Source organism: Plantibacter sp. CFBP 8775, assembly GCF_014839505.1.
GTDB lineage: Bacteria > Actinomycetota > Actinomycetes > Actinomycetales > Microbacteriaceae > Plantibacter > Plantibacter auratus.
In genome coordinates, this window is record NZ_JACYNV010000002.1 from 53,369 (window position 1) to 65,597 (window position 12,229).

Below are 12,229 nucleotides of genomic sequence, written 5' to 3' on the forward strand. Positions count from 1 at the left end.
GCAAGCTGGCGGGGTGTCCACGATCCGCGATCCGCCGGGCGGTCAGCGCAGATTCAGGACCATCGTGTCGCGGGTCCCCCGCCGGTCCACGGTCGCGAACCCCTCGGTGCGGTACAGCGAGACGGCGTGGTTCGCCCGCTCCACGCTCAGGCTGATGCGCTGGTACCCGGCTGCTCTGGCGAGCTGCACGGTCGAACGGAGCAACTGCCGTCCGACGCCCTGGGCGCGGTGGATCGGGCTGACCCCGAGGATGAGTTCGGGGACCCCGCCCGCCACATAGCCGAAGCCGGGTGCATCGGACGGGAAGAGTCGATACCAGCACGCGCCGACGGGCGCTCCGTCCTGCCCGACGGCGACGACCCCGGCGTCGCCGGGTCGACGCCAGCCGTGCACATACCGGGTGTGCTGCGCATCGGCGAGGACGGCGGACCGGGGACGCGGCGCGACGGCGTTCCAGTTCGCCGCCTCGACCATCATGTCGGTGAGGACGCGCACATCAGCCACCGCGGCTTCGCGGATCGAGTAGACCGCCATGGACGGATGGTACGCCAACGGTGTTTCGAGCAGATGACGCGTGAGGGGTCGCTGGCGCTCAGTACCGGATGGCGTCGATCACCTTCACGCGGACGGCGACGAGCGCCGGGAGGAGCCCGGCGATCGCCCCGACGGCCGTGGCGCTGACCAGCCCGAGGACCGCCGCCTCGATGGGGAACGGCGGGAAGTCCGTCACGAGCCCCTGACCGATGAACTGCTCGACGATCGGACTCTTCACGACGGCGACGGCGAGCATGACACCGATGACCCCGGCGACGAAGGTGGCGACGACACTCTCCATCATCACGGCGAAGAACACCCGCGGCGCGGTCGCCCCGAAACTGCGTCGGATCCCGATCTCGCGGATCCGCTGGCGGACGGTGACGAGCGAGAGGTTGATCAGCCCGAGGGCCCCGAGCAGGAGGATGAGTCCGGCGACGGCACCGACCACGAGCTTCAACGACAGGAGCGGGTCCTCCCCCGTCTGGCCGAAATCGTTGCGGAACACGTCGACGCTGTACGCGTCACCGAGTTCGGCACGCAGGTCGGACTGGATCCGCTGGGTGAAGGCTTCGGCGTCCGCGTTCGGGACCCAGAACTCGAACTGCGGCAGCTGACCGGGCTGGCCCATGCCCTCCTCGGCGCCGGCCACCGGACCGATGAGCGCCGTCCCCGCTGGCAGGATCGACAGCTGCGGTTCGGTGTCCCACTCGTTGCTCGCGTACACCCCGACGATCACGGCCGTGACCGGGTGTTCACCGTGGACCGTGACCGTCGGGTGCGCCTCGATGGGCGGCGACCCGAGGCGCTGCCAGAACGCCGGGTTCACGACGATCGCGGGTGCGAGGCGGTCGCCGTCGTCCTCCTGGAACCAGGTGCCCTCGTCGAGTCTGATGCGGTGCATCTCGCCGTACGGGACATCGACGACGGTCGCCGGTACCGCAACCGTCCCATCGGCGAACTGCACGTTGAGCTGGGTGCTGCCGGATTGCGAGACGTACCCGATGCCGTACCGCTCGGCGAGGTCGTGCACCGCCGTGATGTAGGTCTCCGGGTCGGGTTGCTCCGTTCCGGTGCCGTAGGCCGATGCCATGAGCGTGGCGGGTCGGCCACCGTAGCGTTCCTGCGACTCGGTCTGGGCCTGCGCCGCGAGCGACGACATGCCGACCATGCTCGTGAGGGCGCACACCGCGACGCCGACGCCGATGAGCGACAGGATGACCCGGCCACGATGGATCCGCAGCTCCTGGGCGGCCTCGACGACCGCTCCGACGATCGAGGTCAGGATCCTAGACATCCGCGGCCTCCAGTTCGTGATCGGGGGTGAGCACGCCGTGGTCGAGACGGTGGTGGGTCGTCGCGAGTCGGGCGATCGCCCGGTCGTGGGTGATCGTCACGAGGGCGGCGCCCGTGGAGCTCGCCACCTCGTCGAGCAGGGACATGACGGAGGTGCCGGTCTCGACGTCGAGAGCGCCGGTCGGCTCGTCCGCGAGGATGAGCCGTGGCCCGCGGACAAGCGACCGTGCGATGGCGACGCGCTGCTGCTCGCCGCCGGACAGTTTCGTCGGCATCGCGTCGAGGCGGTCGCCGAGTCCGACGCGTTCGAGCATCGCGGCGGCGATCTCGCGGCGACGCCAGAACGAGCGTCCGCTCGCGTAGAGGAGCGGCGTCGTGACGTTCTCGAGCGCGGTCCGGCCCGGCAGGAGGTTGAACTGCTGGAAGACGAAGCCGATCTGGGCTCCGCGCAGGCGGTCGCGCGCACCGGACCCGAGACGCTCCGCCGGCCGGCCGTCGAAGACGAGCGATCCGGAGGTCGGCTTGTCGAGCAGGCCGAGCAGGTTCAGGAGCGTCGACTTGCCCGAACCCGACCGACCGACGATGGAGACGCGATCGCCCTCGTGCACCTCGAGGTCGACGCCGTCGAGGATCGTCAGCGGCGGCGCATCGGGGATCTGGACGACCCTGGTGATCCCGCGGAGTTCGAGGAGCGTCACCCGACCGACCCGTCGCAAGCCATGCTGCCGTCCGGAAGCGTGGTGCAGCCTTCGGGCGCGGGTGCGACGGCTCCAGGGACGAACTGGAGCACCGAGTCGCCTTCGGCGACACCGTCGACGATCTGCACCTGCTGCCCGTCGTTCAGTCCCAGCGTGACCGGCCGTTCCTCCTGCGCACCGTCGGCGCCGACGACCCAGACGGTCCCGGTCCCGGCAGAACCCTTGACCGCGGTCGTCGGGAGCACGAGGACGTTCTCGGCGACGCCGCCCGCGAGTTCGATCGTCGCGGCGAGTCCGGCGAAGACCCGGACGTCACCGGGCACCGCGCAGGTGACGGCGGTTCCGCCGGCACCGGGTGTCTGCCCGGATCCACCGCCCGTCGTCGGCTCCTCCTCGTCGCCACCACTCGACGGCGTCGTGACGCGCACCGCCGGACAGACGAACGGGGCCGGGCCGCCGTTGATGGTGACCGTCGCCTCGCCGGGGATGGTGAGCAGACGGTACTGCTTGTCGGCGCTCAACGCCCCGGTGATGGAGAACGTGGCCGGCGACACCTGCGCCACCGCGTCGCCGATCTGCACCGACTGCCCGTGGATGAGCTTGACGTTGCCGAGGGTGCCCGCGACCGGCGCGGTCACCTGCACGTACCGCTCCTTGCCCTCCTCGTCGATCGTCTTGACGTCGAGGATGGGATCACCCTCCGCGAGGACGGCCCCCTTGGCGGCGAACACCTCGTCGACGGTGCCGGCGACGGTCGACTTCGCCGTGCTGGCCGGGTCGGCGACGACCTGGCCCTCCACCGAGACGGTGTTGACCACGGTGCCGAGCGCGGCCTGGACCTGTGGTTCCACGAGGCTCCCCGTCGGCTGCGTCGGCCCCTCCTCCTGTGGTGCGTCCGGGAAGAACGCGACCTTCACGAGCGCCACCGCGATCGCGGCGAAGACGAGCAGTTTCAGAATGGGGAACACCCAGGTGCGGACAATGCCCACGCCGACCTCCGGAATCCACCGCAGTCGGAGTGACGAGCGGCCATAGGGGATTCCAAGGTAGCAACGCGGAAGGCGGCCGGACATCACCCTCGCGAATGATGTTCGACCGCCTCCTGGCGGGTGGGACCGAGCGGACCCGACCGGTGATCAGGCCTCGATGACGAGCGGGACGATCATCGGGCGGCGGCGGAAGGACGTGTTGACCCAGCGGCCGACGGTCCGACGGATCACCTGCGACAGCGCGTGCGTGTCTCGGACGCCGTTCTCCGCCGCCTCGGCGAGTGCCTTGGCGACCTTCGGCTTGATGTCGGCGAAGACCTTGTCGTCCTCGGCGAAGCCCTTCGCGTGCACCTCGGGGCCGGAGATGATGTGTCCGGTCTTCGAGTCGACGACGACGATGACCGAGATGAAGCCCTCCTCCGCCAGGATGCGACGGTCCTTGAGGTCGGCGTCGGTGATCTCGCCGACGGTCGAGCCGTCGACGTAGACGAGCCCGACGTCGAGCTGGCCGACGACCTTCGCGACGCCGTCCTTCAGGTCGATGACGATGCCGTCCTCGCCGATGAAGGTGTTCTGCGCCGGGACACCGCTGTCGATCGCGAGCTTCTGGTTCGCAACGAGGTGACGGTACTCGCCGTGGACCGGGAGCACGTTCTTCGGCTGGAGGATGTTGTAGCAGTAGAGCAGCTCACCGGCGGCCGCGTGACCGGAGACGTGGACCTTCGCGTTGCCCTTGTGGACGACGGTGGCGCCGAGCTTCGTCAAGCCGTCGATGACGCGGTAGACCGCGTTCTCGTTGCCCGGGATGAGGCTCGAGGCGAGGATGACGGTGTCGCCCGGGCCCGGCTCGATCGCGTGGTCGAGGTTCGCCATCCGACTGAGGACGGCCATCGGCTCGCCCTGTGACCCGGTCGACATGTAGACGATCTTGTCCTCGGGGAGGTCCTTCGCCTTCTTGTAGTCGATGAGCAGGCCCTCGGGGACGTTCAGGTACCCGAGGTCGGCTGCGATACCCATGTTGCGCACCATGGAACGACCGAGGAACGCAACGCGGCGGCCGTGGGCGTGAGCCGCGTCGAGGACCTGCTGGACGCGGTGCACGTGACTCGAGAAGCTCGCGACGATGACGCGGCGCTCGGACTTCGCGATGACCTGGTCGAGGACCGGCCCGATGGACCGCTCGAGCGGCGTGAATCCCGGCACGTCGGCGTTCGTCGAGTCGACGAGGAAGAGGTCGACGCCTTCTTCACCGAGGCGGGCGAAGGCGCGGAGGTCCGTCAGGCGGCCGTCGAGCGGCAGCTGGTCCATCTTGAAGTCACCGGTCACGAGGACGGTGCCGGCGTCGGTGTCGATGAACACCGCAAGCGCGTCCGGGATCGAGTGGTTGACCGCGACGAACTCGAGGTCGAACGGCCCCAGCGCCTCGATCTGGCCCTCCTTCACCGGCAGGGTGTAGGGGACGATGCGGTGCTCCTTGAGCTTCGCCTCGATGAGCGCGAGCGTCAGGCCGGAACCGATCAGCGGGATGTCTTTGCGGAGCTTCAGGAGGTACGGCACGGCGCCGATGTGGTCCTCGTGACCGTGCGTGAGCACGACCCCGACGATGTCGTCGAGCCGGTCCTTGATGGAGGTGAAGTCGGGCAGGATCAGGTCGACGCCCGGCTGGTGCTCTTCGGGGAAGAGCACGCCGCAGTCGACGATCAGGATCTTGCCGTCGATCTCGAAGCAGGTCATGTTCCTGCCGATCTCGCCGAGTCCTCCGATGGGGATGACGCGGAGCGTCCCCGGCTCGAGGACTGGCGGATCGATGATGGTATTGGGCATGTAGCCCCCCTCTGGTTTGTCTAGCGAGTCGTACCGGCGACCTTGGGCAGCGCGCCACCGGCGGCGGCGTTGCGGTCTGGCCGGAAGTTGCGGAAGTCGACGCCTGGGATGTCCTTCACCAGGTCGATCTCATCCTCGATCTGCGCGGCCTCCCACTCCTCCGGACCGACCAGCGGAAGACGTACCCGCGGGCTCTGGATCCGGCCGAGGCCGTGCAAGATGTATTTGGCGGCGACGGTGCCGGGGACGTGGGTCATGACCGCGCGCACGAGCGGCTCGAGCTGCCGGTGCGCTGCGGTGGCTGCGGGGAGGTCGCCGGAGTTCACCGCGTCGACCATGTGTCGGTAGGGCGTCGGCGCGATGTTGGCCGTGACGCCGATGAGGCCGGTGCCGCCGATGGCGAGCGTCGGCAGTGCGTTGGCGTCGTCGCCCGCGAAGTACATGAGGTCCGTCTGGTTCATGACCCGGCTCACCTCGCTGAGGTCGCCCTTGGCGTCCTTCACCGCGAGGATGTTCGGGTGCTTGGCCGCACGCAGGATCGTCTCGTAGGTGATGGGGATGCCGGTTCGCCCCGGGATGTCGTAGAGGATGACCGGCAGATCCGTGGAGTCGGCGATCATGCGGAAGTGGGTGAGCACGCCGGCCTGGGTGGGCTTGTTGTAGTACGGGGTGACGATCATGTTGCCGTCGGCGCCCGCCTGCTCGCTCTTCTTCGCGAGCTCGATCGCGTGGGCCGTCTCGTTGGAGCCACCACCGGTGATGATCTTCGCGCGCCCGCCCGCGACGGCCTTGCCGACCTCGACGAGCTTGACCTTCTCCGGGTCCGTCAGCGTCGAGGTCTCACCCGTGGTGCCGGTGACGACGATGCCGTCGGCCCCCGCGGTCACGACGTCGTCGATGTGTCGCTCGACGGCCTTCCAGTCGACCTCGCCGTCGGCGGTGAACGGCGTCACCAGGGCGACGAGGACTTGACCGAAGGGGTTCTCTGCACGCGACACCCTCTCAGGCTATCGGGTTTCCCTCTTGCGGGTCACCATCCGCACGGCCGTCACCTCGCGTCACACTGGCCGAGGGACCGGCACCCGGAACCTATGCTGACGGACACCATGTCCCCGCTGCCCGCCCTCTCGCTGATGCTCGTCCTCGTCCTGTCCACGACGGCGGTGGGTCTGGTCGTGCGTGCACGGAGCGGGCGTGCGTCGCACCGCATCGACGGGGACCGCCTCTCGTCGGCGGCACTCGGGACGACCACTCCGCTCGGCCGATCGGCCACCCTGGTGCAGTTCAGCACCGAGTTCTGTGCCCAGTGCCCCGGGACCAGACGACTGCTGCACGAGCTGGCCGACGGGGAGGCGGGCGTGGGCGTCCTCGACGTCGACCTGACCCACCGTCCCGACCTCGCGGACCGCTTCTCCGTCCTGCAGACGCCCACCGTCCTCCTCCTCGACCGCGCCGGGATCGTGCGCGGTCGGTTCTCCGGGGCCGCACGCCGTGCGGTACTCGCCGGCGAGCTCCGATCCGTCCTCGGGAGACCAGCATGACCTCGAACCCTCCAGCAGCACAGCCGACCGGCATCGACCCGCGCAGCCCGCGGTTCGGCGCGACCGTGACCGCCGTGCTCCTCCTCGTCGCCGTCTTCCTCGCGCTGACGGCGCCGCTCGCCGACACGCTGCCCGCGCGGGCCGGCCAACCGGCCTTCGTCCTCCTCGTCGTCATCGCAGCCCTGTTCGCGTGGGGCGCGTTCGCCGGGATCCGACGCCACCCGTACGGCGTCGTGTTCCGACGCCTCATCCGCCCGAGGCTCGGCCCGCCCGTCGAACTCGAGGCACCTGAACCACCGACCTTCGCGCAGGGCGTCGGGCTCGTGGTGGTCGCGATCGGACTCGTGCTGCACCTCGTCGGGTTGCCGGGATCCCTCGCCGTCTCCGCCGGTGCCGCGTTCGTCGCTGCCTTCCTCAACGCGGCGTTCGGGTTCTGCCTCGGCTGCCGCCTGTATGTGCTCCTCCTCCGCGCCCGCGTCATCGGACGACAAGCGTGACGGTGGCCTGAAGCACCTGTCGACACCGTTTGTCGACGGGGTGACCGTCCAGGTCGATCCGGTTAGGCTGACCCCACGAACACCAGCGCCGATGCGCTCCTGCACGGCCCGACGATGGAGGTTGCACCATGGCGGTAACAAGCGAAGCCACGACGGTCTGGAACGGCACGCTCTTCGAGGGATCCGGGCACACGAGCCTCGACACCTCCGAGGCGGCCGAGTTCGCCGTCGACTGGAAGGCACGCTCGGAGGGCTCCAACACGACGACGACCCCGGAGGAACTGCTCGGGGCTGCTCACGCCTCCTGCTACTCGATGGCGTTCGCCAACGAGCTCACCAGCGCCGGATTCCCGCCGGAGCGCATCCAGGCGACCGCAGCGGTCTCCTTCACCCCCGGCACCGGCATCACCGGCAGCCACCTGCTCGTCAGCGCGGTCGTGCCCGGCATCTCCGAGGCCGACTTCGAGCGCATCGCCACGGCGGCGAAGGACGGCTGCCCGGTCTCGCAGGCGCTCGCCGGCATCCCGATCACCCTCGAAGCCAGCCTCGCGTAACCACCACCGTCCAGCAGCACGAGCAGGAAGGCGACGCGCATGCGCATCGTGATCGGCGGAGCCTCCGGGCTCATCGGAACGGCGCTCGGGCGCTCCCTCGAGACCGACGGCCATGACGTCGTCCGGCTCGTACGACGTCCGGCGCGTGGTGCCGGAGAAGCGGAGTGGGATCCGCTGGCAGGCGTACTGGATCCGGCGGTCCTGAGCGGCGCCGATGCGGTCGTCAACCTCTCCGGCGCCTCCCTCGGCAAGCTGCCTTGGACGGCGGCCTACCGATCCACGATCCTCTGGTCACGACTCAGCGCCACCCGGACACTCGTCGACGCCATGAACCGGGCGGAGCAGCCACCGGCCGCCTTCCTCAGTGGTTCGGCGGTCGGGTACTACGGCGACCGTCCGGGAGAGACCCTGACGGAGGACTCCTCCAGAGGGACCGGATTCCTCGCCGATGTCGTCGTCGCCTGGGAGGACTCGGCGCTCGCGGCGCCCGACGCCGTCCGCACCGTGCTGCTCCGCAACGGCATCGTCGTCGACCTGGCAGGCGTGCTCAAGCCGCTGGCACCGCTCACCCGGTTCGGGGTCGCCGGTCCGCTCGGTTCGGGCCGCCAGTTCTGGCCGTGGATCGGGCTGCAGGACGAGGTCCGGGCGATCACCCACCTCCTGACCTCGACGCTCTCCGGACCGGTGAACCTGTGCGGTCCGCAGGCCGCCCGCGCCGACGACCTCATGTTCGAGCTCGCCAGACGGATGAACCGGCCCTATCTGCTCCGCGTCCCGAAGTTCGCCCTCAAGGCGCTCCTCGGCGACGCCGCCGACGGACTGCTGCTGAGCGATCAGCGCGTCGAACCTCGTCGGCTCCTGGACGACGGCTTCACGTTCAGCACGCCGACCGTCGAGCAGGCGTTGGCCGAAGCACTCGCTCGCGACTGAACGACGGGACGCCGCCGCTCCGGTCAGCTCCGCGAGAGCCGGATCGCCTGTCGGATGGCCTGCCGTGCGCGGCGGCGGTCTCCGGCACCGTCGTAGACGAGTCCGAGGCGGTACCAGGACCGCCAGTCGTCTGGAGCGGCCTCGGCCGCGTCGCGGTACTTCGGGAACAGCTCGTCTGCGGCATCACGCATCGGCCGGCCGCTCTCGCGGGTCTCGACCTGCTCGGGCGGAAGGCCGCCCTCGGCCTCGAGGCGGACTCCGAGTCGCTCGGCGCCCAGCCCGAAGGCGATCTCGCGCCAGAGCGCCCAGACGCCGAGGATCGGCAGGACGATGAGCGCCGCACCCATGGCGATGCCGACAGGCTCGCCCGTGCCGAGGAGGACGACGGCACGGTACCCGACGAGGACGATGTAGAGGACGAGCAGGGCCGCGATGATCGCGACCATGACGCGGGTCTTCACAGGGCGCTGGCCGCCGCGGCTTGGCCGGAGACGTGCTCGGGCGCCCCCTGGGCGGGCCGCCGACCCGCCGGCCCTGGGCGATCGAGTCCGAGGTCGAGCAGACTGTCGAGACCGACGGTGACCCCCTGGGCGTCGCGGGCGGCCACGAGGGCGAGCCGGATGCCCCGCTCGTAGGACGCGGGCGAGATCGTGTCGTGCGTGATCGTGACGAGTTCGTCGACGCCACCGAACACGACCTCCTGGCGGGCGACGACACCCTGGAGCCGCAGGCTGTGGATCGGGATGCTCGAGACCTGCTGTCCCCTCGCCCGCTGGTCGGTGTGCGGAGCGGCGACGGGCCCACGGTCGCCACGAGCGGCCATCATCAGCTCGGCGGTGCGCACGGCGGTCCCGGAGGGCGAGTCCACCTTCGTGTCGCGGTGGGACTCGATGATCTCGATCGAGTCGAAGAAGCGGGCCGCGACGGTCGCCAGACTCGTCGACAGGACGGACCCCAGCGAGAAGTTGGGGATGATGACGACGCCCTGCTCGGGCAGCTCGGCGAGCCGGCGGTCGAGTCGCTGGATACGCTCGGCCGACCAACCGCTCGTCCCGACGAGCACGTTGATACCCTGAGCGACGGCGTGGTCGACGATCCGCTGGCTGACACCCGGGACCGTGACGTCGACGACGAGGTCCGCCCCGTCCATCTCGCTCAGCTCGCTCGACGAACCGAGCGACGCGACCAGCTCGAAGTCGTCGAGTGAACCGATGATGCTGGTGAACAGTCGGCCCATCTTGCCGCTCGCGCCGGCCAGCGCCACTCGTGTCGTCATGCCCTCAGCTTACGTGTTGCCCGCGCGCGCCGTCCTCGGGCGGAGGCCTGCCGATCTGCTCCCCCGCCGCCGACTAGACGATGTGCGGCTCGGGAAGACCCGTGCGGAGCTCCATGGGGAGGTGCGCGAGGTCGTTGTGGGTGATGAGGCTCCACGGACGCCCGGCGCGCTGGTGCAGCACCGTCAGTCCGCCGTTGGCCTGGTTGATGCTCACCCAGCGCCATGCGGGCGCCTGGAGCGCCTCGCGGACGAGCCACCCGATGACGAAGTTGTGCGTGATGAGCAGCTCGTGATGGTCACCGCGCTTGGGCGAGAGGAACTCGGCGGCGGCGTCGGCCATCTGCGCCTCGCCCGCCTCGATCTCCGCTTCGGTGATCGAGCCGAAGAAGGGGTCGAACGCCGACGGCGTCTCCGGTGTACGACCGCTCGGGACGCAGTCGAAGAGCAGTGACGACGGCTCCGGTGTGACCGCCGGCATCCGCTCGGCGATGATCTGGGCGGTCTCCGCGGCACGCTGCAACGGCGAGTGCCACGCCGCGGTCATCGGGACACCACCGAGGCGCTCCGCGAGCAGCTGTGCCTGACGACGACCGCGTGCCGACAGTGGTCCGTCGGGCAAGCCGTGCTCAGCGTGTTGCTGCTCGCCGTGTCTGACGAGATACAGGTAATGGGACATTCAACGCACCCCCGCGATGATCGGAGCGAAGGTGTCCTCGTCGACGGCTCCGACCGCCGACACCGTGATGGGCTGCGCGGCGAGGTGCTGCGCGAGCTGCTGGACGTCGTCCTGACCGACGGACTGCAGGCGACGGATGCTCTCGTCGAGGTCGATGAACTCGCCGAGGGTCAGCTCCGCTCGACCGAGGCGGCTCATACGCGAGTCCGAATCCTCCAGCGCCAGCGCCGAGGCGCCGCTCAGCTGACCGAGCGCGCGCGACAACTCCTCGTCCGTCACACCGTGCTCGGCGAGCCGGTGGAGCTCGGCGAGCATGAGCTCGGCCACGGTCGCCGCCTTCGCCGTGGAGCAGGCGGCAGCGAGGCCGAAGACGCCGGCGTCCGAGTAGCTGCCGGCGAACGAGTACACGGAGTAGGCGAGCCCGCGCCGTTCTCGGATCTCCTGGAACAGGCGGCTGGACATGCCGCCGCCGAGGATGGAGTTGAGCATGCTCATGGCGAATCGTCGCTCGTCGCCCGCGATGAGGCCCGCTCCGCCGATCTGCAGGTGGACCTGCTCGGTGGGTCGGTGCACGACCGAGAGCGGCGATCCGCCGACGACGGCAGCAGGAGCGAGGGTCCGACGCGCGACCGGTGCGGCCACCGCGTCCGCCGGCCAGCCCGCTTGCACGAGCGCCCCCGACACCTGGGCGACGAGCGCGTCGTGGTCGACGGCGCCGGCCGCCGTCACGATGACGTCGTTCGCGCGGTAATTGGCTCGGTAGTGCGCCACGACGGCGTCCCGGCCGACCTCGATGATCGACTGCGGGTGACCGCCGATGGGACGCCCGAGCGGGTGCTCGCCGAGCACGCGCTCGAAGAACCGTTCGTTGGCGACGTCCCCTGGATCGTCGTCCATCATCGCGAGCTCTTCGAGGATGACGCCGCGTTCGTTCTCGAACTCCTCCGGGTCGAGTAGCGAGGAGGTGAGCATGTCGGTGATGACGTCCACCGCCATCGGCAGGTCGCGATCGCGCACCTTGGCGTAGTAGCAGGTGTGCTCCTTGGCCGTGAGCGCGTTGTGCTCGCCGCCGACGGCGTCGAAGGCGACCGCGATGTCGAGGGCGGAACGCGACGGCGTGCCCTTGAACAGGAGGTGCTCCAGGAAGTGCGTCGAGCCGAAGGTCGCCGGTCGATCGGCGGTCGCCGGTTGTTCGTCGCGGGAGCCGACGGCCACCCAGTAGCCGATCGTCGCGCTGCGGCTGCCCGGCATGTGTTCGCTCAGGATGCGCAGCCCGTTGGGCAGGACAGTCCGGCGGACGAGCGCGTCCCCGGATGCGGTGAACGCGAGCTCGGGACGAGTGAGCGGAAAGTCGACGGCGGCGTTCATCACCCCAACCATACGTCAGGTTCCCGGGCGTCGCGCGCGAGCGACC

14 protein-coding genes are annotated in these 12,229 nt (G+C 69.8%); 4 read left to right on the forward strand and 10 right to left on the reverse strand.

What is annotated here, in order from left to right; translation table 11 throughout:
• Positions 1–42: 42 nt before the first annotated feature.
• From IFR14_RS12875 to dapA, 6 genes are all read right to left on the reverse strand, one after another.
• Positions 43–534: a GNAT family N-acetyltransferase gene (locus tag IFR14_RS12875; RefSeq protein WP_086473880.1), complete on the reverse strand. Its 492-nt coding sequence runs from the start codon at positions 532–534 to the stop codon at positions 43–45.
• Positions 535–592: 58 nt separating this feature from the next.
• On the reverse strand, positions 593–1,831 hold the full coding sequence (locus tag IFR14_RS12880) for an ABC transporter permease (protein WP_138944604.1): 1,239 nt from the start codon (positions 1,829–1,831) through the stop codon (positions 593–595).
• Positions 1,824–2,528: an ABC transporter ATP-binding protein gene (locus IFR14_RS12885; protein WP_191941351.1), complete on the reverse strand. Its 705-nt coding sequence runs from the start codon at positions 2,526–2,528 to the stop codon at positions 1,824–1,826. Before IFR14_RS12885 ends, IFR14_RS12880 begins: the two co-directional genes overlap by 8 nt.
• Positions 2,525–3,517, reverse strand: coding sequence for an efflux RND transporter periplasmic adaptor subunit (locus IFR14_RS12890; protein WP_124769515.1), 993 nt, complete (start codon positions 3,515–3,517; stop codon positions 2,525–2,527). Before IFR14_RS12890 ends, IFR14_RS12885 begins: the two co-directional genes overlap by 4 nt.
• A 147-nt stretch (positions 3,518–3,664) precedes the next feature.
• Positions 3,665–5,341 carry a ribonuclease J gene (locus IFR14_RS12895; RefSeq protein WP_064294449.1) on the reverse strand — a complete coding sequence of 559 codons (1,677 nt, stop codon included), beginning with the start codon at positions 5,339–5,341 and terminating at the stop codon, positions 3,665–3,667.
• A gap of 20 nt (positions 5,342–5,361) precedes the next feature.
• Positions 5,362–6,339 (reverse strand): 4-hydroxy-tetrahydrodipicolinate synthase, encoded by a 978-nt coding sequence (dapA, locus tag IFR14_RS12900; protein WP_137243236.1) that lies wholly within the window; start codon positions 6,337–6,339, stop codon positions 5,362–5,364.
• 108 nt (positions 6,340–6,447) lie between these two features.
• On the opposite strand from dapA, the gene IFR14_RS12905 reads away from it, so the two are divergent.
• The 4 genes from IFR14_RS12905 to IFR14_RS12920 all read left to right on the forward strand — a co-directional run bounded on the left by IFR14_RS12905 (position 6,448) and on the right by IFR14_RS12920 (position 8,863).
• On the forward strand, positions 6,448–6,882 hold the full coding sequence (locus IFR14_RS12905) for a thioredoxin family protein (RefSeq protein WP_191941352.1): 435 nt from the start codon (positions 6,448–6,450) through the stop codon (positions 6,880–6,882).
• Complete coding sequence (locus tag IFR14_RS12910) at positions 6,879–7,379, forward strand: DUF4395 domain-containing protein (RefSeq protein ID WP_137243238.1); 501 nt, start codon at positions 6,879–6,881, stop codon at positions 7,377–7,379. The genes IFR14_RS12905 and IFR14_RS12910 overlap by 4 nt, the downstream gene beginning before the upstream one ends.
• A 128-nt stretch (positions 7,380–7,507) precedes the next feature.
• Entirely contained in the window at positions 7,508–7,933 is a 426-nt protein-coding gene (locus IFR14_RS12915) for an OsmC family peroxiredoxin (RefSeq protein ID WP_064294452.1), read from the forward strand.
• A gap of 39 nt (positions 7,934–7,972) precedes the next feature.
• Positions 7,973–8,863, forward strand: a complete 891-nt coding sequence (locus IFR14_RS12920) for a TIGR01777 family oxidoreductase (protein WP_137243239.1) — start codon at positions 7,973–7,975, stop codon at positions 8,861–8,863.
• A 23-nt stretch (positions 8,864–8,886) separates the two neighbouring features.
• Here IFR14_RS12920 and IFR14_RS12925 read toward each other — a convergent pair whose 3' ends face one another.
• The 4 genes from IFR14_RS12925 to IFR14_RS12940 form a co-directional block, all read right to left on the reverse strand.
• A complete protein-coding gene (locus IFR14_RS12925; protein WP_194718991.1) occupies positions 8,887–9,309 on the reverse strand; it encodes a hypothetical protein in 423 nt (140 codons plus the stop codon).
• An 11-nt stretch (positions 9,310–9,320) separates the two neighbouring features.
• Positions 9,321–10,139, reverse strand: a complete 819-nt coding sequence (gene dapB, locus IFR14_RS12930; RefSeq protein ID WP_159879073.1) for a 4-hydroxy-tetrahydrodipicolinate reductase — start codon at positions 10,137–10,139, stop codon at positions 9,321–9,323.
• A 73-nt stretch (positions 10,140–10,212) separates the two neighbouring features.
• A complete protein-coding gene (locus IFR14_RS12935) occupies positions 10,213–10,815 on the reverse strand; it encodes a histidine phosphatase family protein (protein ID WP_071262315.1) in 603 nt (200 codons plus the stop codon).
• Complete coding sequence (locus IFR14_RS12940) at positions 10,816–12,183, reverse strand: M16 family metallopeptidase (protein ID WP_124769523.1); 1,368 nt, start codon at positions 12,181–12,183, stop codon at positions 10,816–10,818.
• Positions 12,184–12,229: the final 46 nt, after the last annotated feature.